Below are 23,218 nucleotides of genomic sequence, written 5' to 3'. Positions count from 1 at the left end.
CATCGCGATGCGGTGCCTAGATCGCCACGTGACAAGCTATGCGGAAGGGAAGTTATTTGGTTTCGCCGCAGCCGGCGAGCACTTTGAGCGCGAAAATCGAGGCAGCGCGTTTAGCGCAGCATGTCTTGATCGGCACTTCTTCTGGCAAGGGCCAGTGTGCCTGTCCGGCGTTGGCGCCAAGGATCGGCAGCGCGTGCAAGAAGAAGCGGATCCGGTGCTGGGTTCAGGGCCAGGTTGTGGTCCGGCGTGGTCCGGCGTGGTCCGGCGCGGTCCGGATTAAGCGCTCGCCCGACACGAGGGAGCGGGTCAAGGAGTGCCCGCTTCAGCCCTACTCCACCTTCTCCCAGCCTGCGTCCGGCGCGAACACGCTCATGGCCTTGGCCCGTGAGGTTGTGCCGGCGCCAAGATCGCGCTGGTACAAGGTGCCGCTGCTGTCGAGCGCGAAGGTCTGCGTGCCGGTCTTGCCGTACGCCACCGGCCACGCCAGGAACACGTATTTTGCCTCGCTGCCTTTGCCAGGCGTAACGATGCGGTAGTGGCAGCCATGGAATGCTTCGGCGGCGGGCGTATCGGGGCCCATCACCAGCGCATCCGGCCCCAGCGGGCTTTTTTCGGCATCGGAGTCGGCGGGCCAGTACAACCCGTCGGTCTTGCGCCGGTTGTTGACGTTCACGTTGTTCTAGAACATCTTGCGGAGATTGCCCCACTTTTCCCGTTGCTTTCCCGCCGCTTTGGTGCCTGCGCCACGCCCATGGATAGTGCAAGCGAGAGAATTCATCTCGTCACAAGGTAATTTGCATCCCCGCTGGCGGGCGCCCACCGGACTGCGTGCCCTGGACCGCCCGGTGCGCTATGTGCTGGAGCTGTCGCACTCGCGCTATTTGCGCAGCCGCTATTCGACCAATGAGAGAACGACTACGGCCACGATCACAAAGGCGATCCCTATCCATCCGATCGGCTTCAAGCGGCGCCCGAAAAGTAGCCGGCCGCAAACTGCGGTTCCCAGGATGCCGATGGCGCCCCACATTGCATAGGCGACGGCGATATCCATGCTCTTGATGGCCTGGCCCAGTAAGAGGAAAGCTGCCCAAAGGAGCAGGATTGCACCAACTCCCCACCAAGCCTTTCGAAATCCATCGGATTTCTCCAGCATCATATTTGCCACGATATCAATCGCAGCCGAACCGCCAATGAAATGCCAGACGGCGCCATTGCGGATGCCGAGCCAGACAGGTGCTCAACCGTCGCTGAGCTTGCGCGAGCGCCAGCGCCCGTCGCCCTGCTTGCAGAACCAGCCGGTCCAGTTGTCTTCCTGGTCCGCGCGTTTCAACTGAAGCTTCAGTTGGCGGCAGGACTGGCCTTTATCGGTCTTGCCGTTCATCGGCGTTAGATTTCCCTCGATTGGCTTGCGTTTTCCCGACGCCGGGTAGGTCCATGGCACCACCGCACCGTCGGCGCCATCGTCCAGCGTCTTGCTGACCGTCTTGTATAGTGCGGCCGCTTCCTTCTGGCTCATGCTCCCGATCACGGTGCCATGGATGAACGAGTCGAAGTATGCGAGAGCCGGCGCGGCAGGAACAAGCGTGACGGCGCAGAGCAGCGCGCGTCGGAGAAACAGGCGAAGCGACATGAAAGGTATCCTTAAGTGGGTCGCTGAAAGAGCGGGGAACATGACCCGGCAAACGTCTGTCGACTAGGCCGCCAGCTCTTTGCAGAATATGAAAAAGCTGCCTATGGTAGCGCAATAGCCACGCATGATCGAGTGCGTATTCCGAGCGCTAGCCTGCATCCCCGCAAGGGGGATTCTGCCGCGGCTCGTGGCGAGCCGATTTGCCGCGGCCGCATTCGCAAGCCGCCGCGATGACCGCCGTCAGGCCTTCAACTCCCCCAGCGCATCCTCGATTTCCTGCTGGAACGCCGGCCATAGCCCCTGGAAGCTCTCGAGCCCCTCGCTCCTGACCAACTGCTGCAGGCCGTTGCATAGTTCCGCCAGGGTCGCATTTCCCACCAGTGCGAAGCCTCCGCTCAGCGAGTGCAGTGCATTGAGGACGGCGTCGGCGTTGCCCGCCCGCAAGGCATCTGTCATGGCCGCCATGGTCTGCCGCGTGGCGGAGTGCATCGCCTCACAGATCTGCGGGGTGATCGGCAATTCCGGCAACTCGGGCCATGTCTTGCCGCTATCGGATTCCTTTGGCGCGCTTCGGCCAGCATGCGAGCGCAGAACGCGCCCCAGCACCGCGAGCGGCAAGGGCTTGACCAGCACCGTGGAAATGGACGATTCCAGGCTGCGCTGCGCCTGTTCCGGTGTGCTATGCGCGCTCATCGCTACGACGGGCAAGCCTGGATATTGCTGCCGGATGGCCGATGCCAAGGCATAGCCATCCATCACCGGCATACCGATGTCCGTCAGCACGATGTCGTATTGCCTTTGCGCAAGCGCCTCCAATGCCTTCGCGCCATGCTCGACAATCGTCGCGTCAAAGCCGAGTTGCTCGAGCTGGTCGGCCAGCATGGCACGGGTTGCGGGGTGGTCTTCCGCGACAAGCACCTGGATGGGCCGCTCGCCATCACCGGACTCCACCGCGCTGGCGGCGTCCGATGCCTTGGCTGTCGCCGCTCTCCCGGCCTGTGCGACTTGGGGAGGCGCCTCCGTGCGTTGCAATGGCCACCTGACCGTGAAGGTGCTGCCCTGCCCCGGCGTGGAGCTGACCGAAATATGGCCTTGCGCTGCCTCCACGATGCGCTGGCACAGCGGCAGCCCGAGGCCGGTGCCTCCGTAACGTCGATGGATGGAACTGTCAGCCTGCGTGTAGAGCGCGAACAGGGTTGGCACGACGGCTGGATCTATCCCGATACCGGTATCCGCAATCTCGAACTGCACGACAGATGTCTCGTTGTCCTGCACAAAGGCGGCGCGGACTACCACTTGGCCGGATTCCGTGAACTTGATCGCGTTGCTGACCAGGTTGGCGATCACCTGCCGGATCCGGGTCGGATCGCCAAGAAAGTAGCCGGCGGCACCGGGCGAGATTTCACAAGCCAGCGCCAGGCCCTTGGCCTCCGCAAGCGGCGCGAACGTGTCGCGCACATTCTGCAGCAGCTGGTCGCAACGCAAAGGAATGGATTCGAACGTCAGCTGCCCCGCTTCCACCTTGGACACGTCCAGCACGTCATTGATGATGCGAAGCAGCGAAGCGGACGACGACTCGACGATCTCCAGCCTTCGCCGCTGGCCGGCAGACAATGGCGAGCGCCCCATCAGCTCCAGGCAGCCGATCATCGCATTCAGCGGCGTACGGATCTCGTGGCTCATGATGGCAAGGAACGTGGACTTGGCCTTGTTGGCCTGGTCCGCCGCCTGGCGCGCCTCCCTGAGCTTTTGCTCCGTCTTCTTCTGCGCGCTGATGTCGTGCAACGCGCAAAGCAGCGCCGCCTCCCCGCGATACTTGACATGGGTGAAGTTCACCAGCAGATGCGTCAAGGCTTGCGTGTCCGTCCCAAGGGTCAGCTCCTGGCCGATCAACGGCCGGTTCCTGTTCGGACGGCCCGGACGCGCCTCCGACGCGCGCCGATAGAGCTCCCACATGCGCTGGCTCAGCGGCGGCGCGCCAACCTGCTCGGCATACCGCGCCATCACGTTGTTGCCCACGATCACACGGCCATCGGCCTGCGCAAGCAGGCTAAGGCCCACCGGTGCGGTATGGATCAGCGCGCGGTTGAGCTTCTGGCTCTCCTTCAGGCGCACTGCGCGCTGGTAGCCCGGAATGAGGATCTTGCGGCGGTAGATGACAATGCGGACCCACAACGCCAACCATCCCACCAAGGCAAGGGCGCTGATCGTCAGCAGGCGATACTTCAGGCCGGCCAGGATGGTGTAAGGCGTGTAAGCATAAACGAGGGTCCAGTCCGTCCCTGGCAGGCGCTCACTGATCTTGAAGACGCCGTCCCTGAAGGCCTGTTGCACGCCCGGCCGCGCCGCGGCGGTATGCGTGGCAGCCACATGGTTGATGAAGTCGCTGCGCTCGGCGTCAGGCGTCAACAGCACCTTGCCGTGCCCGTCGAGAATGGCGAACTCGCCCCCATCGACCGGATTCTGCAGGCCATTCAGGAACCGGCCTGGACGCCTGTTGGCAACGACGACGGCGAGCGGCCTCCTGTCGCTGTCGAACAGGAACTGTGCGAAGCGGACCACCAGTTCACCCGATAGCGGATCGAATTGCGGCGCCATCCAGATCACGTCCGCCGGCGTGGCTTCGGGATGCTCCTGCGCGGCCTGCGTGAGGCTGACGACGTCTGGCCAAGCCTCCTTGAACAATCGGAGCGCATCGGGCAGGCGGGACACCGGTACCGCGTAGCCGCTTCCCGACCGGAGCAGCGTGGCCAGGAAATCCCCCTGTACTGAAAGGAAATAGGTGTTGGCGGAAAGCTCGGGCGTGCGCGTCAGCACGACACTGGATTTGAGCTGCTTCTCCACCATTGCCAGAAGCGGCAAGAAGCTCGCAGCGGGCCGGGCGTCGCTGACCTCGGTGGTCACGGCATAGACCCGGCGGCCCGAATCCTGAATGATCCGCAACTGGCCATGATTGGAAAGGTACTGTTCACGCAAGGCTGGCGACGGCAGCGCATGGCGGTCCCACACGCCTTCCGCATAGCCCGTGCCCCGCTTCAGGACCGCGCTGGCCCCCGTCATGCTGACCAGGAGCCTGGATTGCTGCGTCAGAAAGCCCGCGCGCGCGGCCGCATTGTAGTCACTGGCCGCCATCCACACGGCCAGCACCGAGCACAGCAGGATGAAAGCCGATAGTGCGGCACCACCGCCGTACAGCAGGGTGAGCTGATACCGCTTCATCAACTCTGGATTGAAGTCGCGGCGGCCGCGGGAAATGCGGTGCCTGACAAGGGGCTTCAGTTTCACGGCGACGTTGAGATTATTCTGCTTCTGTTGGACCTATCAGGCGCACAGCCCGGCGTCACGCTTCCTGTTGGCCGTCTTCCGGCTCCGGCTGCGTCTCGTTGCCGCTGTAGCGGATCAGGTCCGCATCGCGCGTGACCCCGAGCTTTTTCATTGCCGCAACCTTTTGCGCGCTGATGGTCTGCTTGCTACGATGCAGCTGGGCAGCAATCTCGCCCACCTTGTAGCCCGCCCGGAACAATCTCACGATTTCCGCCTCCCGGGCACTCAGCTTGCGCGTGGCGCCCGGGTCCTCCTGGTCTTCGAGCAAGGACGCCACGGTGGGCGACACGTATTGCCCACCGGTATAGGCGGCATGCACGGCGGTGACGATATGCGCCATGGCATCGGACTTGCTCAGTATGCAGGTCACGCCAAGCGTCTGGATGGCGCGCAGCACCGCGGGATCGTCCACCATGGTGATGGTCACGATGCGCACCTCGGGGTACCGCCGCAAGATCATCGAGATGAGTGCTTGTCCGTCGCCGTACTTACCGTCCGGCATGACATAGTCGAGCACCAGCACGTCGCACGGCTGCTTGCCGAGCGCATCGACCAGCTCCGTGGAATTCGAGGCTGTGCCGGTTACCTCAATGCCGCCGGCCCCCTGCAGCGAATGGGCAATCCCAAGCAACGTGACTGGGTGATCGTCCGCCACCATGACACGCAAATGAAAGTCATCCATCAAGCCCACGCTTGTAGAAAATTGCACAAGACCCCATGGTACGAATGGCAAACAGCGCAACGTCGCCACGTACCGTTCTTGGTCCACACGGCGCCAGGGGTTTCAACCCTGGCCGCAATGATACTCTTCGATCACTTTTCCGCCTATAAGTGCGAAGTAGACCATATCCATGGTATACGATCCGTACCGATGCCCCCTCAATTGCCAGCCGGGCATGGCTGACGCGTCGATTTCTTTCACTCTGACCTGCAGAATCAGACTCGTCCTATTTAGTAATGCCTGCCATCCTTTTATCCTGTCGGTATGAAAGGATCTCTCAGCACCCTCGCTCTGCATCAAGCCCAACTCCATGGCACGCCATTGCATGGTTGCGGCGCACGCACCCACGATAAGCCCGCGGTTCCGGGCAATGCGAGCCGTCATCGCATCCTGGTCGTGGAAGAGACTCCGCTGCATCTCTCCACCACGATGCAGATGTTCGCCTGTCAGGGCGACCATCATGTGGAAGGCTACACCGATGGAGCCAAAGCCTTGCAGCGCCTGGGCGAATGCCCTTTCGACCTGGTTGTCACCGGCCTCAATGTGGCCGGCGTTGACGGCATCCAGATCATCCAGAGCCTGCCTACGTCCGCGTTCGCGCCGGCGCTGGTCATCACCAGCACCGCGCCGCGGCCGATACTGGTGGGCGCCCGCAAGGTCGCCGAGTCGCGGGGCATCGCGGTGATGGCAACGTTGCCGAAGCCGCTCACCCAGCAAGGCGTGCATGCGGCGCTTGGCGCGTATGGCGAGAGCGTGAAGCGTGTCCGTCCCGCCCGCCCCGGCAACACCCCGGATTTTCACCGCGACGCCCTGATCGCCGCCATGGAAAACGGCGAAATGCAAGCCTGGTTCCAGCCGAAGTACGCGCTGGTCGATGACCTGGGCCATGCCGCGGAGGCGCTGGTGCGTTGGGAACACCCGGAATTCGGGCTACTGCTGCCCGGCGCCTTCCTGCCCGCCATCGAGCGCGAGGGGCTTGAGGACCGTTTGCTGCAGGCCATGCTGGCACAGACGCTCGCCGCCCAGCAAGACTGGAAGGCCTGCGGCCACGATATTGCCGTCTCCGTGAACCTCACGACCAGGCTGCTGGATGACCCGGATCTTCCCGATCGGTTGCATGCGCAGGTCAAAGCGGCCAAGGGCGATCCACGGCGCATCTGCTTCGAGTTGACCGAAGACTCCATGGAAACGCAGGAAAGCAACTACTACGCTGGCGCATGCCGCTTGCGCATGCACGGCTTTGGCCTGGCCCAGGATGATTTCAGCAGCGGTTTCAGTTCGTTCTACCGACTGGTGGCGACGCCCTTCACGGAGCTGAAGCTGGACCGGTCCATGGTCAAGGACGCCATCATGATCGACGCCTTCCGTGCCGCCCTTTCAAGCGTGGTGCAGCTTGGGCGCAAGATGGGCCTGACCGTGGTGGCAGAAGGCGTGGAGACCGAAGCCCAACGGCGGCTTCTCCAGGAGCTTGGCTGCCACAGGGCGCAAGGCTTCCTGATATCGCCCGCCATCCAGCAAGACGCCGTCCCACGCTTCTTCTCCGCAAGCTGATCCGGCGCATGGCGCCGCCGCCGACCGTCAATTACGGTCACCTGTCGTCGTTTTGACCTTTGCCTGGAAGCGGATCGTGGTGATTCGTTGTGATTCGTTGTGATTCGTGGCGATCCTTGGCGCGCCCTCCCCTTTAGCGCTGCCGTTTCCCTGGCTGCCGCCATATAGGCAACCGCCCTCCCGCCCTTGCTGACCGCCTCCCGGCTCGCATCGGCCACAACAAGGCCTTGCCTCATGAACCGCCCTGAACGCCTCGCCGCGGGCGCCCTGCCAGCCATCCTGGCGCCTCGCTCAAGCACCAGCCCGTTGGGTACAGCCGAACACAAGCCCGGCAAGACGGCCACCTGCGCGCTGTTATGTAGCGTCCGCAACACTGGCTGCCACCCCGAAACCCGCGCCACAGTGCGCCCTGACGTCGCCGGAGATGCCGGGCCGCAGATGAAAAATTGATGGAATTCCCGCCTGTGACCCTGGAGATGAAAAGTGTCAACAATTGTAAAAATTAGGACTTGTCCTATTAAGCCCTGAAAATTTCGTACATGTCCTATGTATCTGGGACGAAGAATCGTAGAAGATACACATATTGCAACTCCACACGCCACCATCGCTATAGGGGATAACCAGACAATCAGCAAACAAAGGGGCCATGGTTAATATGCGTAGATTAAATATAAACGTGGTGATAGCCGACGACACTCCATTGATACTGGATGGCTTGAAATGCGCACTAAATTCAATTCCGACGATAAATGTCCTGGCGTCATGTGAATCGTCAGCTGAACTCTTCAGCACTTTGTCCGACATCAGTTGTGATGTTGTTGTAACCAACTACTCCATTCGTGGTGGAGAATCCGGCGATGGGCTGTCTTATTTATCCCGCCTCCGCCGGCTTCACCCAAACGTGAAAATTGTTGTACTGACCAGATACAAGCAGCCCGCCATCATCAAGTCTGTTCTGGCCCTTGGCGTCTCCGCCATCGTGGGTCGGCATGATGATGCAACCGAGGTAATCACTGCCATTCATGTCAGCGCTTCAGGCGGGGAATATATTTCTCCACGGGTCCGCCTGGCGCTAGCTTGCTTGCAGTCCAGCATCGATCGGTCACAACCGCTCTCGGCCCGAGAAACCGAGGTAATGCGCCTCTATATATCGGGCTTGACCGTCGGTGAAATCGCAGTCCTTCTCAAGAAGGGCAAGCAGACAATCAGCTGCCAAAAGATGAGCGCCATGCGAAAGCTCGGCATAAAGAGCAATGTTGATCTCATCAAGTATGGCAATGACATTAGTCATAGCCAGCATTGATGAACTGCATTCGCAGCGGCACCCCGCCATCTTCTGGCTGGCTTCCCTGATACCGGGTCGCCCACAGTACCGGCTGTGAGCCACTCAGTACCGAGGTAATCACTCATGAAAGAGTGTGCAGCCTCGCCCCTTGCATGAATGCAAAGCCGTTCGCTCGCGATATTGCTGAGTGGCCACGCATTTCAAGCAACCTTTGCAACTTACTTTTAACAACCTCCGAGAGGAAACTTGAAAATGAAAACGAAAATTCTGGCAATCACCCTGGCAACGGCTGGCCTGATGACCGCAGCCGGTTCGGCGCAAGCCGCCGACGGCACGATCAACTTCACCGGCAACGTGATCGCCTCCACCTGCAAGATCAACGCCGGCACCAACGACCTGACCGTGGCGCTGCCGCGCGCGAGCACCAGCGCGCTGTCCAAGGCTGGCGCCACTGCGGGCCGTACGCCGTTCGTCCTCGCGCTGACGGGCTGCAGCGTCGCCAAGGATGCACCGACCAAGGTCTCGGTTACCTTCGAACCCGGCACGAGCGTCAACGCCGACACCGGCCGTCTGAAGCTGCAAGGCGCCGACGCCGCGGGCAACGTGGAAATCAGCCTGCTGAACGATCAGTTCAAGCCGATCAAGGTGGGTGCAGCCAGCGCCGACCAGAACTCGCAGATCGTGGACATCGATGCCACCAGCGGTGCCGCGAAGATGACCTACGCCGCCGAATACACGGCAACTGGCGTGGCAACGGCGGGTACCGCGAACTCGTTCGTGCAATACACCCTGATGTATCCCTAAGCGCGAAGACGGATCCCTGATTTCCGGGGATTGATCGTACCAGCTTTGCAAGCCGCCCGGCCTGAACGGGTCGGCGGCTTGCGACAGGAGGTATAACTCAAAGGACAGTCAAGATGAGACACAGCATTCCGAAGTTGTTGAGCGCGATGGCGATCGCGTCGGCATCGATTGTTTCCGCATCGATCGCGACAACGGCCAATGCCACGGTCGTGGTGTCAGGAACCCGCCTGGTCTTTCCCGCCGAAGAGCGCGAGATGACCATCAAGCTCACGAACGATGGCAAGCTCCCTTCGCTGGTTCAGGCCTGGATCGACAAGGGCAACGGCAATGAAAATGAAGTGCCGGACAAGATCGACGTGCCGTTCACGCTCATGCCGACCATGTTCCGGGTCGAGCCGGGCAAAGGCCAGACCCTGCGTGTGATCCATACCAACGAGCCGATGGCGACTGACAAGGAAACGCTGTTCTGGCTCAACGTGCTGGACGTTCCCCCGAAGCCGAGCGCCGAGGATGAGCGCAACCTGCTCCAGGTCGCCTTTCGCACACGGATCAAACTGATGTACCGGCCGACCGGCCTGCCCGGCAGAGCCGAGGAAGCCCCCGCCCAGCTCAAATGGCAGCTCACCAGGGGCGCAGGCGAGCACCAGTATGTCCTGAAAACCGTCAACCCGACCCCTTATGTCGTCAGCCTTGGCAGCGTCCAGTTGAAGATGGGTGGGACGACACTCGATGCCGGCATGGGCCATGTGCTGCCCGGCGCGTCGCAGACCTTCCCGGTCAAGGGGCTGGAATCGATGCCCACCGCGCCAGCGACAGTCGAGTTCAACAGCATCGACGATTGGGGCGGCAGCAAGAATACCCAGATGCCCGTCGTCACCGACCTGCGGCAGTAGCCTGGCCGGTCAGCACGTCGTCACCCGCCCCACTGCTGGGGGCACAGAAATCTCCCATCAATCAGCGTTGCGCGCCCGTGCGCCACGTACGCATGTCGGGCGGCAAGATCGGACCCTGGATTCGATGTCGTGGTCCGATCCATGATCGCCTGAAGTCTCACTCCCGGAGTGTTTTGTATGCCGCCGATTCAGCGTCCGAATTCCGATATTGGTCACATGCCGCAGCTGCGGCCAATATGCGCATTGCTGCTGACCAGCCTGGCCGGCTGGCAGAGCAACGCGCACGCGGACGGCGGAACACCGGAGGCACCGGAGCCGCTGCATGTCGCGCAGGTCGAGTTCGAGGGCGGCTTTCTCAACAACAGCGCCGGCACCGTTGACCTGTCGAAGTTCCAGCGCGCCAACGTGGTCCAGCCTGGCACGTACAGCGTCGACCTTTATGTCGAGCAGAACTGGGCCGGGCGCGCCAGCGTTCCGTTCAAGGCCGTGCCCGGCACGGCCGATGCCCAGCCCTGCTTCAGCGAAGCGCTGCTGAAGCAGGCCGGTGTCAATCTCGGCAAGCTGCCTCACCATGTGAAGGTCTCGCTCGCCGAGCCCGGTGCCTGCGTTCGTCTCGGGCAAGCCATTCCGGACGCGAGCAGCAGTTTCGATTTCAGCGAACAACGGCTCACGCTCAGCATTCCGCAGGTTTCGCTCGTGCGTAACCCGCGCGGGTACGTGAGCCCGGATCAATGGGATCAGGGCGTCCCCGTCGGGATGCTCGGCTACAACCTCAACGTCTACAGCACCAAGAACCAGGGCAGCAGCACCCAGACACAGGGATACCTCGGCCTGAACACGGGTTTCAACCTGGGGGCCTGGCATTTCCGGCACGACGGGTCGTACAACTGGGATGACAAAGGACGGCAAAAGTACCAGAACGTTGCAACCTATGTGCAGCGGAGCCTGCCGTCGCTGTCGTCGCAGCTCGTCATCGGCGAATCCTATACTTCGGGCGAGCTGTTCGATTCCACCCAGTTCCGCGGGGTGCGCGTCTACACGGATGACCGGATGCTGCCGGATTCGTTGCGCGGCTACGCGCCGGTGGTGCGCGGCGTGGCCAAGAGCAATGCAAAGGTCACGATTTCGCAGAACGGCGTCAAGCTCTACGAAACCACGGTGGCACCGGGCGCGTTCGAAATCGACGATCTTTACCCGACCGGGTACGGCGGCGACCTGAACGTTTCCGTCACGGAAGCGGACGGCGTCGTGCACTCGTTCTCCGTGCCGTATGCGGCCGTGCCGCTGTCGCTGCGCCCCGGCACCAACCGCTACAGCGTGGTGGCGGGAACGGTGCGCAACCAGCAGAGCTCGAAGAATCCCCTCTTCACCCAGGCCACCTGGCAGCGCGGCTTCACCAACCTGCTGACCGGCTATGGCGGCATCACCGTGGCCGAAGGCTACGTGTCCGTGATGGGCGGCGGCGTGCTGAACACCTCGTTCGGCGCCATGGGCGCCGACATCACGCAGGCACGCACCTTGATTCCGGGCGTGAAGCGGTTCGACGGCTCCAGTGTGCGGGTGAGCTATGCGAAGAACGTGGTGCAGACCGGCACCAACGTTTCGATTGCGGCTTACCGCTATTCGACAGCCGGGTACTTCGGCCTCAATGACGCCATGCTCGCACGCGAGCAGGCCGAACGCGGCAACTCGATCGACACGGTATGGCGGCAGCGCAATCGCGCATCGCTGACGCTCAACCAGCGCCTGGGCGAGCGCGGCGGCAACCTCAGCGCGACCGCCTCCACGGCAACGTACTGGAACCGCAGCGGCTCGGACGTGAATTATTCGGTGGGCTACAGCAATGCCTACAAGAATATTTCCTACAGCGTTTCCGCGACGCGCCAGCGCAGCCCGAGCGGCGGCATGAGCACGCAGTACTACGTCGGCGTGACGATTCCGCTGGGCCGCAAGACCCCCGTGACGCTGTCGGGCAACATGGTGCACGACAGCAACGGGAAAACCCAGCTGCAATCGTCGCTCTCCGGTTCGGCCGGCCTGGACAACAATTTCTCCTACGGCCTGAACGCCAATCACGCGTCCGGCGACGGCAGCTCGACGACCAATGGCGGCGCCAACGTGATGTATCGCGCGCCCGTCGCCGAGCTCAGCGCCAGTGTCAGCGGCGGCGCGGATTACCAGCAGGCCTCCGTGTCGGCGCGCGGCGCCATGGTCGCGCATAGCGGCGGGATCACGCTGTCGCAGCCGCTGTCGGAGACGTTCGCGATCGTCGAAGCGCCGGAAGCGGCCGGTGCGCGCGTGACCAATGCATCGGGCGTGCGGGTGGACAGCCGGGGCTACGCCATCGTGCCGTACCTCACGCCGTTCAATATGAACATGATCGAGCTGGATCCGAAGGGCTTGTCGACCGATGTCGAGCTCAAGGAGACCAGCCAGCGCGTGGCGCCGCTGGCGGGATCCGTCCCGCTGCTGAAATTTGCCACGGAGTCCGGGCGTTCCGCCCTGATCCGGTCCCGGCGGCCGGACGGCTCGCCGCTGCCCTTTGGCGCAACCGTGCTCAACGAGCAAGGCAAAGAGGTCGGCTCGGTCGGCCAGATGGGCAAGATCTTCGCGCGCGGCCTGGAGTCGCAGGGCGAGCTGACCGTCAAATGGGGCAAGGACAAATCGGCGGTGTGCCATGTCCCGTACAAGCTGCCGGAGCGGAAGAAGGAGAAGGGGCTGCAGCCGCTGCAGCGCATCGATGCGGCTTGCGCGGACGGAGCAGAAAGGCCGTCCTATGCGGTGAACCGGCCGAATCGCTAAGAAGGCGGTTCGGACGAGCAGGACGCTGCGCGATGTGGGGGGCTACGCGCGCAGCGAAAACTTAGGGATCCATCAATCTTCAAAGACATACGATATCGACCCTGATGAGTTGGTGGAATTGGCCTCGCTGGGCCGCATCTTCATTTGATGCAGCGCGAAAAAACTATATTGGCAATTAAAAAATAAATTGCGAAATACAAACAACATAGCATGTTGGAACAGCGATGAACAATTACGACATGAAAGACATGCAGGGGAAACAGAATGCGCTATCCAGATACTAAGACGAGTCTCGCTGGATCGTACATGAAGAGACTGTTCAAATGGCTTCTGCCGCTGCTGCTTGTCTTGCCGGCAGCGGTCCACGCGCAGCTATGCTCTTCGGGTGGTACTGGCTTTGCGGTGCTAACTGTACCGAGCAGTCTTAGCACTGCGGCGGACACTTACCGCCCGGGGACCATTCTGCCATCATCGTCGCCCGTTACAGCAAAGAGTGGCGATTACTTTTACGACTGGTGTACTCCAGCTAGATCAATCCAAACCGTAACATTTGACCCGCTTGGAAAAGTGGTCAGCGGGGTGACCTATACGGAGAACGGCCAGACTTACCCCATCTTTGCAACGGGCGTACCGGGAATCGGTTATGTCCTTGGCGCGCGTGCAACCCGCGCTACCCCAACTCCTCCTGCCTCTTCAGCGTGGGTTCCGGTTGGTCCCGGCTCAACGGTGGTATATAACGGGCCAGGGAATAACATGGCGTTTCAGCATCGGATAATCCTGGTTATTTCAGGACGTCTTGCCGCTGGCAGTTACACCATTCCGTCTCAGGAGATCGCCATCATGAGACCGAGGGATCAAAACGGTAAACCGTACACTGAAGATAACATCGCTTTTCGAGCCCCAGGGACGATCCAGGTGACAACGCGGGGATGCAAGGTGACGTCGGGGGCGACCAATGCCGTCACGTTGCCCACCTTGGTTTCCCATAGCCTGAGGTCGGTCGGCGCGGTGTCGGATGCATCGGCGTCCTTCTCCATCGGGGTGAAGTGCGATGGCGATGTGGGCCTGTACGCGACCCTCACGGACGCCTCGGATCCGACCAATACCAGCAATACACTGACGTTATCCGGCAACTCCACCGCGACCGGCGTGGGCATTCAAATGTTCCGGCCGGGCGAAACGACAGCGCTGGGACTCGGCCCGGATTCATCGGCGAAGGGAAACACCAACCAATGGTATGTCGGCAGCACGTCGGCGTCGGGCGGCACCCTCAACGTTCCCATCGTTGCCAAATATGTGAAGACCCTTCCGGTCATCAAGCCTGGCTCGGTCAGCGCGCGCAGCACGATTACGTTTTCGTATCAGTAGTGCAAATCAGATCTTGAAAGAGATGCAATGGATTTTTCGGCCGCACAGGCGGCCCGCACGGTGAGATGAAAACATGCACCCGATGGCGTATTCCGACGTTCGGCTGGCATTAGAATGCTTTGGTGGATCCACCGCGCATCTGGCAAAGGGATTTATTATGCTATTTAAAATGACTTCGCGCGCTCTAATCCTGGGCGTCATGTTTTTATCTGAATCAGCGTTTGCTGATTGTGCGATCACTACACCGATCAGTCAGGCATCGGCAAAACTTCCGCCCTCGCTCAGCACTGTTCGAGATTCGGTAGCCCCGGGGATTCAGTTTCCGTCATCGACGGCCGGATACGCCCGTCACAGTGTCAGCAGAACCCGCGATTGCAATTTCGATGAAATCATCGTAACGCCGCTCGGGAAAGTGGTTCCGGGTGCGACGTTTAAAGGCGAGAGGGGCAGCGCTGCTGTATTTGAAACCGGAATTCCCGGCATAGGTTATGCCGTGGAAACGGGGAATCTCAACGAGCCTCTTTACCCTCTTGGGGCTGGGCCAACTGTGCTTCCACCCGGCCCCCCCGGCTCTGGCGGTTGGGGTTACAGCCACAAGGTGACTCTCGTCGTAACGGGGGCTATCGAAACGGGAACCTATAGTGCCCCGGCTAAAAACATCCTGACCATCATCGCCACGCTGGGTGGAGCTGTCGTGTCGAATAGGCAGGCGGCAAGTCTGGCCGCATTGAGCATTGCCGTTACGGCAAGAACATGCAAGATCACGTCCGGCGCGGCCAACACGGTCGTTATGCCGCAGTTGGTGACGTATAGCCTGAAAGCGGTAGGCGATGTCTCTGCCGCCAAATCGACGCCGTTTTCGTTGGGACTCCAATGCGATGCGAACCTCAGTGTCTATGCAACGTTGACGGATGCGACCAATCCCGCGAATACCGGCAATGTCCTTAGCCTGGCAAAGAATTCGACAGCATCTGGCGTGGGCATTCAAATCATGAAGCAAGGCACGACCAGTCCATTGAATTTTGGGCCGGATTCCTCGGCCAAAGGCAATACCAATCAGTGGCTGGTCGGTAAATCCGGGACATCCGCTAGTGTCATCAAGGTGCCCTTCGAAGCGCGCTATATCAAGACGGAAGAGACGATCAAGCCGGGTACCGTGAGTGCGATCAGCACGATTACGTTCTCGTACCAGTAGTGCCAGCGCGAAAAAATTAAATACGAAATTTTGAAAATAAAAAACATATCAGGTTGGAACATCAATGAAATCTCTTACCAGTTATGTCAATAAACATATCAATACACCGATCCTGCGTCGGTATTTGATGGCATGCCTTGGCACGCTGACGCTAGGTGCGACGTTCTTGCCAAACGCTGCGCATGCGGTCTGCAAGACCACCAATACGGGATTCCCCATCAACCCCGCCTATCCCAGTTCCATTAGTACTTCCCGAGATGCCACCATCCCGGGGACTCAGCTTCCGTCAAGTAAGATTGGGGCCAAGGTTTCTGGCTACTTCAACGGTTGTGTCGTAGATACGCTAACGTCGACCCCCTTGGGAATCTTGGTCCCCGGCGTTACGTTCCGAAACGGGGGGCTCACCTATCCTGTTTATGAAACCGGAATTCCCGGCATCGGCTACGTAATGGATGGGGGCCGGGACAATTTTGGGTCCGTCTCCGAGCAGAGAGCTATAGGCCCGGGAACGACGCTACTCATCCCAGAGTCGGGTACGAGTCCCATTCACAGGGTGTACCTGGTTATGACCGGGCCGCTTGTTACCGGCTCCTTCAGCACGCCGACGCAAAGGATAGCGAGCTTGCAGGGGACGAACAAAGGGGTCGAAGTCGATTTCAGCCCTCCAATGTACGCACTGTTGGGGCCTCTGAATATTACGGTGACGGCACGGGCGTGCACGGTGACCTCCGGCGCGAACAACGCTGTCACGATGCCCACCTTGCTGGCACATAGCCTGAAAACGGTCGGCGCGGTATCGGATGCTTCCGCCTCTTTCTCCATCGCGGTGAAATGCGACGCCGACCTGGGGCTGTACGCGACGGTCACCGATGCCTCGGATCCCACCAATACCAGCAATACGCTGACGTTGGCCGGCAATTCCACCGCATCCGGCGTGGGCATTCAGATGTTTCGGTCGGGCAAGACAACGCCACTGTTGTTCGGTCCGGATTCGTCGAAAAAGGGAAACACCAACCAATGGCTGGTCGGCAACGCATCGGCTTCGGGCAGCACCTTCACCATTCCCATGGTTGCCAAATATGTGAAGACCCTTCCGGTCATCAAGCCTGGCTCGGTCAGCGCACTCAGCACGATTACGTTCTCGTACCAGTAGCGCCAGCCGATTGCCTCGCACTTCATGCCATGCCCGGCCGCCCTCCCGGCTGGCCGTTAGCAAAACGTCATAAGGAGAATCAAGATGCCACGACAGCAACGCGTTGTTCAGAAGAGCGCCGTGCGGTGTCGCCGGGCAATACTTGGAATTGGCTGCACCGCAGCGTTTGCCCTTCCTGTTTCGGAGGCACTGGCGAGCTGCTCGATCATCGCCAGGGACGGCGTCGGACCCGTCGAGTATCTCGAGGTCAGGCTCCCCGCCTGGTCGCCCTCCTCGTTTGACCCCACGGTTCCAGACGGCACGGTTCTTTTTTCCGAAAAGGGGACGGCAACCGGGCCCAGTGGCGACCTTACCTGCACATCCCTGATTGGCACGGTCAAATACGAGGGAAAAGGGGCTCCAGGGGCCTTTAATACCTATGCCACCGGCATTTCCGGGATCGGTGTGCGCATTGACGGAGGATGGATCGGATGGTGGCCGCAACAGACCTATGTCGCAAAGGACAAGGGCTGGTACCTGGGAGGCGGGGATTTCAAGGTGGAACTGGTCAAGACCGGCCCGATCACGGCGGGCGGGGCACTGTCGGGCGAAATCGGCACGACTACCGCGGTCGATCACGGCTTCGTCGTCCGGCGTGTCTTCATCAACGGTTCGCTCCCCATCAGGCCGCAAGTCCCCGCATGCAGGGTGATGACACCGTCCATCTCGGTGCCGCTCGGCCAGATTCCGATCCGCGCGTTCAAGGGCGTCGGCACGACCACCGACGCGCAGCCGTTCGAGATTCGGCTGCAGTGCTCAGGGGGCACGCAGGGAACGTCCACGCGGATGTATTTCACGATGACGGACGGCACCAACTGGTCGAACCGAAGCAACCTGCTGTCCCTGTCGCGTGACTCCAAGGCAACGGGCGTCGGCATTCAGGTACTGCGCGGCACCGATAACAGCCTGGTCAGTTATGGCCCCGATTCCTCACAGAGCAACAATCCGAACCAGTGGTTCATCGGGCAGTTCGGCAATGTGCCGGTGACGATCCCGTTCAAGGCGCGCTACATCCAGACCGCCTCTACCGTGACACCCGGCGAGGCAAAAGGCTACGCCACGTTCACGATGAGCTACCAGTAACCGCGCGGCAGGCGGGCACGCTGCCGCGCCCTCCCGATTTCCGGTTTCCGGTTCGCAACGACTTCGCAACGACTTAAGGACTTTCAGATGCGCTCTTCGCACTCATGGCAGTTATGGCAGCTTGCCTCGAAGGGCAGCGGATACTGCGCGCTGGCGACCGCGTCCCTGGCAAGCCTGCCGCCGCAGAAGCAGGACATGGCCCGGAACATCGTGGCCAGGCTCTTGCCACGCGACCGCTACTCCGACATCAAGGCGGCGCTATTGGTCCTGGTCACGCTGGAGTTGGGCAACGCGTCGGGCGACAGGGTGCGCGATGGAGGCCGCCCGCAAGCCGCCGGCACCGCCGTGGGGCGAGCGCTGCACTACGTCTACGCGCCCTGGAGCCTGCAATTTGCCTATCGCCAGCTCAATCACACTGGCCCGCTGCCTCGCTGACGGTTGATCGCACATGGGCCCGGCTGGCAGGCGCGGCGGGTCATCGATCGGGAGCATCTCGCCCTCGACACGCCAAGGACGCAGCGTATTCACGTCGGCGGCACGCATTCTAGTACGCGTCCAATTTTAAATGGCCTGCAATCCCGATAGCATCCGAGATCAAGCGCGTGCGTCCCGTCCACGCAATGCATGATCCGAAAAATGGGAGCACAACAGTTTCCCTCGTTTACAGAAGGGGCAAGGAAAATATCTGCTATGCAACAGTTTCATCAAATCCTGCGCGGTCTCGCTGCGCGACTGATTCCGGCAATCGTTCTTGTCGTTTTCGTGTCGATTTCGCCGAAAGCGGCGGCTACGCTCTCTCAGATGACGGCGTTTGGAACAACGCTCAATCTGCCGAACAGCTTGCCAGCAGGCACCGTGGTCAGTCGCTACACGATTCCGTTGAGTCAACTCTGCAGCCAGGTGCCGTGCAAGGTTGATTCGATATCGCTCTGGCCGAACGGCGGGGGTGCAACCAACCCCGGACCGCTAATCCAGACCAACGTATCGGGCATCTCGACTCAGCTGCTGGTCAACGGCCAGCCCGTCACCGGGTTCAACGTCAACGCCAGTCCTGGCAACGATCTCATGGTCAATTCGCCACTCGAAGTGCAACTGGTGCGCGACAGCCGCCCGCTGTTGGCCGGCAGCCTGGCGGGCCAGCAAGGCGGCAACCCGTCCTATTTCTATGTGTGCCTGCGCCATGATTGGTCAACCACTGGCAAAATCTGCACCTCTTACGATACCGGTCTCGCGATCGCTCTGGCGGCCACCGTCAGGCTGGTCAACGGCACCTGCTCGGCGCCGGATCAAAGCGTCGCGCTGTCCTCCATGGTCTTGTACAAGTTCAAGGGCGTGGGATCGACCGGCGACCAGTCGGGCACGAAGGGGTTCGACCTTCGCTTCAACAACTGCCCGCCCGGCTTCGCGCGCGTCGGTTACACGCTCACCCCGATCGGAGGCCCGCTGCCCGCCCTCGCCGGCGCGCTGCCGGTCGCCGGCGGCTCGACTGCGAAGGGCGTGGCGATCCAGATCACTGGCACGAACGGCACGCCCGCGACGTTCAATCAACGGTTTGCGCTCAGCGCCTATAACAGCTCGACCGGCGGCTCGTACACGATCCCGATGAACGCGCGCTACATTCAAACCGAAGCAACGGTCACGCCCGGCACGATTTCCGGCATGATGTCCGTGCTGGTGGATTACCAGTAAGCGCGCGCTGCCCGCGCGGCATGCCGCATGCCGTCGCGGCGACGGGCATACCGCACAGTCACTGACACCGCATGCGGCCGCCGAGACCACCGAAATGACACGCCGCCAGGCGCGGCAGGTTGACGAGGCGCTGACGCGCGCCTCGTCCGCGGCGCCGGTGCTGTCGGGCAGCGAAGCGTCCCCGCACGCGACACTCGCCTTTCCCGCCGAGTCGCCGTGCTTCGCTATCTCGCGCCTTCCGCCTATGACGGCGACCGTATCAGGACGCAGCGTATTCACGTCGGCGGCACGCATTTTAGTACTCGTCCGATTTTAAATGGCCTGCAATCCCGATAGCATCCGAGATCAAGCCCGCGCGTCCCGGCCACGCCATGCATGATCCGAAAAATGGGGCAATAACGGTTTCCCTCGTTTACGGAAGGGGGCAAGGAAAATTTCTGCTATGCAACAGTTTCATCAAATCCTGCGCGGTCTCGCTGCGCGACTGATCCCGGCAATCGTTCTTGCCGTTGTCGCATCGATTTCGCCGAAAGCACTCGCGCTCACCATTGTCACTGCGTTCGGATCCACGCTTAACCTGCCGAACAGCTTGCCAACAGGCACCGTCATCAGTCGCTATACGATTCCGTTGAGTCAACTCTGCCGCGCAGCATCGTCGTGCGAGGTTTCCAGGGTAGCCCTTTTTCCGGATGGCGGGTCTGCCACTGCATCCGGACCGCTAGTCACGACCAACGTATCGGGCATCTCGACTCGCCTGCTGGTCAACGGCCAGCCCGTCACCGCATTCTCCAGCAGCGGTAGCAACTTCCTCATCGTCAATTCGCCACTCGAAGTGCAACTGCTGCGCGACAGCCGCCCGTTGTCGGCCGGCAGCCTCGCGGGCATGAGCAGCGACCCGGCCTATTACTATGTGTGCTTGCGCGGCAGCACCAACTGCACTCCGACGAGCGATGGTCTCGCAATCAGGCTGGCGGCCACCGTCAGGCTGGTCAACGGCACCTGCGCGACGCCGGATCAAAGCGTCGCGCTGCCCTCCATGGTCTTGTACAAGTTCAAGGGCGTGGGATCGACCGGCGACCAGTCGGGCACGAAGGGGTTCGACCTTCGCTTCAACAACTGCCCGCCCGGCTTTGCGCGCGTCGGTTACACGCTCACCCCGATCGGAGGCCCGCTGCCCGCCCTCGCCGGCGCGCTGCCGGTGGCCGGCGGCTCGACGGCGAAGGGCGTGGCGATCCAGATCACTGGCACAAACGGCACGCCCGCAACGTTCAATCAACGGTTTGCGCTCAGCGCCTATAACAGCTCGACCGGCGGCTCGTACACGATCCCGATGAACGCGCGCTACATTCAAACCGAAGCAACGGTCACGCCCGGCACGATTTCCGGCATGATGTCCGTGCTGGTGGATTACCAGTAAACGCGCACTGTCCACTCCGCATGCCACGCGCCGCACGCCGTCGCGGCGACGGGCATGCCGCTGTTTGAAGGCGTGATCGAGTCCGCCCGTGCTGCCGCGCCGGGTTTTCTTGCAAATTCCGCCGCATTTTCAAACTTGTCCGATTGTCTTCCCTGCCCAAGACACTCAGAATCACACTCAGAATCCTGTTACTTCGCTAGCGACAGCAGCGACGCGCGATGCACGACACGCACGCGCGACACAAGACACCAAACGCAACACACAGCGACTGCCACCCTGGCCCATCAAGCGGCTCAGGCATTGGCGGGCTAGCGTTTTTGCAACAAACCTGCGCCTGTGTTCCAGGCAACACGCGCAGCATGGGCAACATGAAATCCATCCGTATTATCGGCGGCGCAGTTGCGCTGCTCCTGCTTCGGGCCCCCGCGGCCACCGCACAGTCACTGACACCGCATGCGGCCGCCGAGACCACCGAAACGACACGCCGCCAGGCGCAGCAGGTCGATGAGGCGCTGACGCGCGCCTCACCCGCGGCGCCGGTGCTGTCGGGCAGCGAAGCGTCCCCGCACGCGACACTCGTCTTTCCCGCCGAGTCGCCGTGCTTCGCTATCTCGCGCCTTGAGTGGAAGAACGCCGAGGCGTTCGCATGGCTGGTGCGCGCCGTGCAGGTGCAGGACGTGTGCATCGGGTCCGAGGGCATCACCCGCCTGCGCGACCATCTGCGCTACCTGCTCATCGAGCGCGGCTACGTCACCACGCAAGTGCTCATCGGCCAGCAAGACTTGCGCGCCGGCAAGCTGGAGATCGAGCTTGTGCCAGGGCGCATCGGCAGCATCGCCGAGACCGGCGACGCGCCGGGCCGCCGCCAGATGGCGATGCCGATGGCCGAAGGCGACGTGCTCAATCTGCGCGATCTCGACCAGACACTGGAAAACATCCGCACCGTGGCCGGCGACGCATCGGTACGGATGGTGCTGGAGCCGGGCAAGGAGTTTGGCCAGACCGATCTCGCCATTCACCACGCGCCCGAGGTGCGCCGCTGGCGGGCCATCGTCACCGCCGACAACTCCGGCATCGACGCGACCGGCAAGAACCAGCTTGGCGGCGTCCTGGTGGTGGATTCCCCCCTGGGACTGTACGACCAGCTCATCGCCACCTACAACAATGACGCGCACTTCGGCAACCGTAGCGTCGGATCGCGCGCGATGGGCCTGCAATGGACGGTGCCGTATGGCTATGGCTCCTTCTGGCTGGGTGCGAACCAGTATGACTTCCTGCAGACGATCGCCACCACCGCCGGCAACCTGCCCTACACGGGCCGCACGCGCACGTTCGAGGTGGGTGCCAGCCACGTGGCTTACCGTACCGGCACCATGAAGGGCACGGTGCGCGCCAAGCTGTCGCGGCGCTCGGACGACGTCCGGCTCAGCGATTGGCCGATCGGCGTGCAGACGCGCGACATCACCGGCTACACGCTCAGCTACTCCCACTATCAACGCGCGCGCCGCATGACGTTCACCGGCGGGCTCGGCGTGCGCGGGAGCATTCCCGCGTGGTCGGCCAACAGCGGCTATGTGAGCGGCAGAACGCAATGGAACGGCCGCTACAGCATCCTCAGCGCCAACGCGAGCGTCGACGCGCCCTTCTCCGTCGGCAGGCAACGCTTTGGCTATCGCGCCAGCATGAATGCGCAGGCAGCGCCGAATGCGATTCCAGCAACCGAGATGCTTTCGATCGGCAGCCGGTACAGCGTGCGCGGCTTCGATGGCTCGCGCACCTTGGTGGGACAAAGCGGATGGGTGCTGCGCAATGAAGTCGCGGTGGCGATCGGGAACACCGGACAGGAAGCCTATGTGGCGGCCGACGCGGGCGCCGTGGGTGGCAGCGTGACACGCGAACTCGCCGGGCGAACGCTGGTTGGCGCGGCGCTCGGGGTGCGGGGCGAGTACGGCAAGGTTGGCTACGACGTGTCGGTCGGCATGCCGGTGGCCAAGCCTGCCGGGTTCGAGGCCGCGCGGGTAACGGTGGCCGTGCAGCTATCGATGAAGCTCTGACATTGGGTTCGTCGGGGTGTCGGGTTTTGTGTGTTGTTAGTCGTGTGTTGTTAGTCGTGTGTTGTTAGTCGTGTGTCGTGTGAGTCGATTCACCGCTGGGCTGAATCCCGCGCCGCCGTAGCTCCCCTCTCCCGCCGTGCGGGAGAGGGGTTGGGGGAGAGGGCGGGCCTGCGCAAGAGCGAGGCGTTTCACTTCGAGCGAGCGCCCGCC

General features: G+C 61.7%; 20 protein-coding genes. 15 read left to right on the top strand and 5 right to left on the bottom strand.

Annotation, left to right across the window (positions count from 1 at the left end; translation table 11 throughout):
• Nucleotides 1-328 precede the first annotated feature (328 nt).
• The 4 genes from AC1RQC_RS21800 to AC1RQC_RS21785 all read right to left on the bottom strand — a co-directional run bounded on the left by AC1RQC_RS21800 (nt 329) and on the right by AC1RQC_RS21785 (nt 3,586).
• Nucleotides 329-673, bottom strand: a complete 345-nt coding sequence (locus tag AC1RQC_RS21800) for a DUF2950 family protein (protein WP_492884600.1) — start codon at nt 671-673, stop codon at nt 329-331.
• 219 nt (nt 674-892) lie between these two features.
• Nucleotides 893-1,192, bottom strand: a complete 300-nt coding sequence (locus tag AC1RQC_RS21795) for an SMR family transporter (RefSeq protein ID WP_492884673.1) — start codon at nt 1,190-1,192, stop codon at nt 893-895.
• Between the two features lie 45 nt (nt 1,193-1,237).
• A complete protein-coding gene (locus AC1RQC_RS21790; RefSeq protein ID WP_150985900.1) occupies nt 1,238-1,630 on the bottom strand; it encodes an RT0821/Lpp0805 family surface protein in 393 nt (130 codons plus the stop codon).
• A 240-nt stretch (nt 1,631-1,870) separates the two neighbouring features.
• Nucleotides 1,871-3,586 (bottom strand): hybrid sensor histidine kinase/response regulator, encoded by a 1,716-nt coding sequence (locus tag AC1RQC_RS21785; protein WP_492884671.1) that lies wholly within the window; start codon nt 3,584-3,586, stop codon nt 1,871-1,873.
• Between the two features lie 414 nt (nt 3,587-4,000).
• On the opposite strand from AC1RQC_RS21785, the gene AC1RQC_RS21780 reads away from it, so the two are divergent.
• Both AC1RQC_RS21780 and AC1RQC_RS21775 read left to right on the top strand, forming a co-directional pair.
• Nucleotides 4,001-4,207, top strand: coding sequence for a hypothetical protein (locus AC1RQC_RS21780; protein ID WP_492884598.1), 207 nt, complete (start codon nt 4,001-4,003; stop codon nt 4,205-4,207).
• A 208-nt stretch (nt 4,208-4,415) separates the two neighbouring features.
• Nucleotides 4,416-4,541 (top strand): hypothetical protein, encoded by a 126-nt coding sequence (locus tag AC1RQC_RS21775; RefSeq protein WP_492375077.1) that lies wholly within the window; start codon nt 4,416-4,418, stop codon nt 4,539-4,541.
• Nucleotides 4,542-4,970: 429 nt separating this feature from the next.
• Here AC1RQC_RS21775 and AC1RQC_RS21770 read toward each other — a convergent pair whose 3' ends face one another.
• A complete protein-coding gene (locus tag AC1RQC_RS21770; protein ID WP_492375078.1) occupies nt 4,971-5,636 on the bottom strand; it encodes a response regulator in 666 nt (221 codons plus the stop codon).
• 435 nt (nt 5,637-6,071) lie between these two features.
• Between AC1RQC_RS21770 and AC1RQC_RS21765 the strand changes: the two genes are divergently transcribed.
• The 13 genes from AC1RQC_RS21765 (at nt 6,072) to AC1RQC_RS21705 (ending at nt 23,008) form a co-directional block, all read left to right on the top strand.
• The gene (locus AC1RQC_RS21765) at nt 6,072-7,226 is read left to right on the top strand and encodes an EAL domain-containing response regulator (RefSeq protein WP_492375079.1); all 1,155 of its coding nucleotides are present in this window, start codon (nt 6,072-6,074) and stop codon (nt 7,224-7,226) included.
• Nucleotides 7,227-7,872: 646 nt separating this feature from the next.
• Entirely contained in the window at nt 7,873-8,529 is a 657-nt protein-coding gene (locus AC1RQC_RS21760; RefSeq protein WP_492376524.1) for a response regulator, read from the top strand.
• A 234-nt stretch (nt 8,530-8,763) separates the two neighbouring features.
• Nucleotides 8,764-9,315: a fimbrial protein gene (locus AC1RQC_RS21755; protein ID WP_492376523.1), complete on the top strand. Its 552-nt coding sequence runs from the start codon at nt 8,764-8,766 to the stop codon at nt 9,313-9,315.
• A 113-nt stretch (nt 9,316-9,428) separates the two neighbouring features.
• Nucleotides 9,429-10,208, top strand: a complete 780-nt coding sequence (locus AC1RQC_RS21750) for a fimbrial biogenesis chaperone (protein WP_492884596.1) — start codon at nt 9,429-9,431, stop codon at nt 10,206-10,208.
• 177 nt (nt 10,209-10,385) lie between these two features.
• Nucleotides 10,386-13,010, top strand: coding sequence for a fimbria/pilus outer membrane usher protein (locus AC1RQC_RS21745; RefSeq protein ID WP_492884595.1), 2,625 nt, complete (start codon nt 10,386-10,388; stop codon nt 13,008-13,010).
• A gap of 306 nt (nt 13,011-13,316) precedes the next feature.
• Nucleotides 13,317-14,378 (top strand): fimbrial protein, encoded by a 1,062-nt coding sequence (locus AC1RQC_RS21740; RefSeq protein ID WP_492884593.1) that lies wholly within the window; start codon nt 13,317-13,319, stop codon nt 14,376-14,378.
• 82 nt (nt 14,379-14,460) lie between these two features.
• Nucleotides 14,461-15,573 (top strand): fimbrial protein, encoded by a 1,113-nt coding sequence (locus tag AC1RQC_RS21735; protein ID WP_492884591.1) that lies wholly within the window; start codon nt 14,461-14,463, stop codon nt 15,571-15,573.
• 64 nt (nt 15,574-15,637) lie between these two features.
• Nucleotides 15,638-16,726 carry a fimbrial protein gene (locus AC1RQC_RS21730; RefSeq protein WP_492884589.1) on the top strand — a complete coding sequence of 363 codons (1,089 nt, stop codon included), beginning with the start codon at nt 15,638-15,640 and terminating at the stop codon, nt 16,724-16,726.
• An 84-nt stretch (nt 16,727-16,810) separates the two neighbouring features.
• On the top strand, nt 16,811-17,848 hold the full coding sequence (locus AC1RQC_RS21725; protein ID WP_492884587.1) for a fimbrial protein: 1,038 nt from the start codon (nt 16,811-16,813) through the stop codon (nt 17,846-17,848).
• 87 nt (nt 17,849-17,935) lie between these two features.
• Nucleotides 17,936-18,283 carry a hypothetical protein gene (locus AC1RQC_RS21720; protein WP_492884585.1) on the top strand — a complete coding sequence of 116 codons (348 nt, stop codon included), beginning with the start codon at nt 17,936-17,938 and terminating at the stop codon, nt 18,281-18,283.
• Nucleotides 18,284-18,538: 255 nt separating this feature from the next.
• A complete protein-coding gene (locus tag AC1RQC_RS21715; protein WP_492884583.1) occupies nt 18,539-19,537 on the top strand; it encodes a fimbrial protein in 999 nt (332 codons plus the stop codon).
• Nucleotides 19,538-19,979: 442 nt separating this feature from the next.
• Nucleotides 19,980-20,954: a fimbrial protein gene (locus AC1RQC_RS21710; RefSeq protein ID WP_492884581.1), complete on the top strand. Its 975-nt coding sequence runs from the start codon at nt 19,980-19,982 to the stop codon at nt 20,952-20,954.
• A 368-nt stretch (nt 20,955-21,322) separates the two neighbouring features.
• Nucleotides 21,323-23,008 carry a ShlB/FhaC/HecB family hemolysin secretion/activation protein gene (locus tag AC1RQC_RS21705; protein WP_492884579.1) on the top strand — a complete coding sequence of 562 codons (1,686 nt, stop codon included), beginning with the start codon at nt 21,323-21,325 and terminating at the stop codon, nt 23,006-23,008.
• The last annotated feature ends 210 nt before the right edge of the window (nt 23,009-23,218 follow it).

Source organism: Cupriavidus sp. GW822-FHT03E04, from assembly GCF_058801495.1.
Note: the sequence above shows the minus strand (reverse complement) of the source record. Positions and strands in the feature narration are given on the sequence as shown.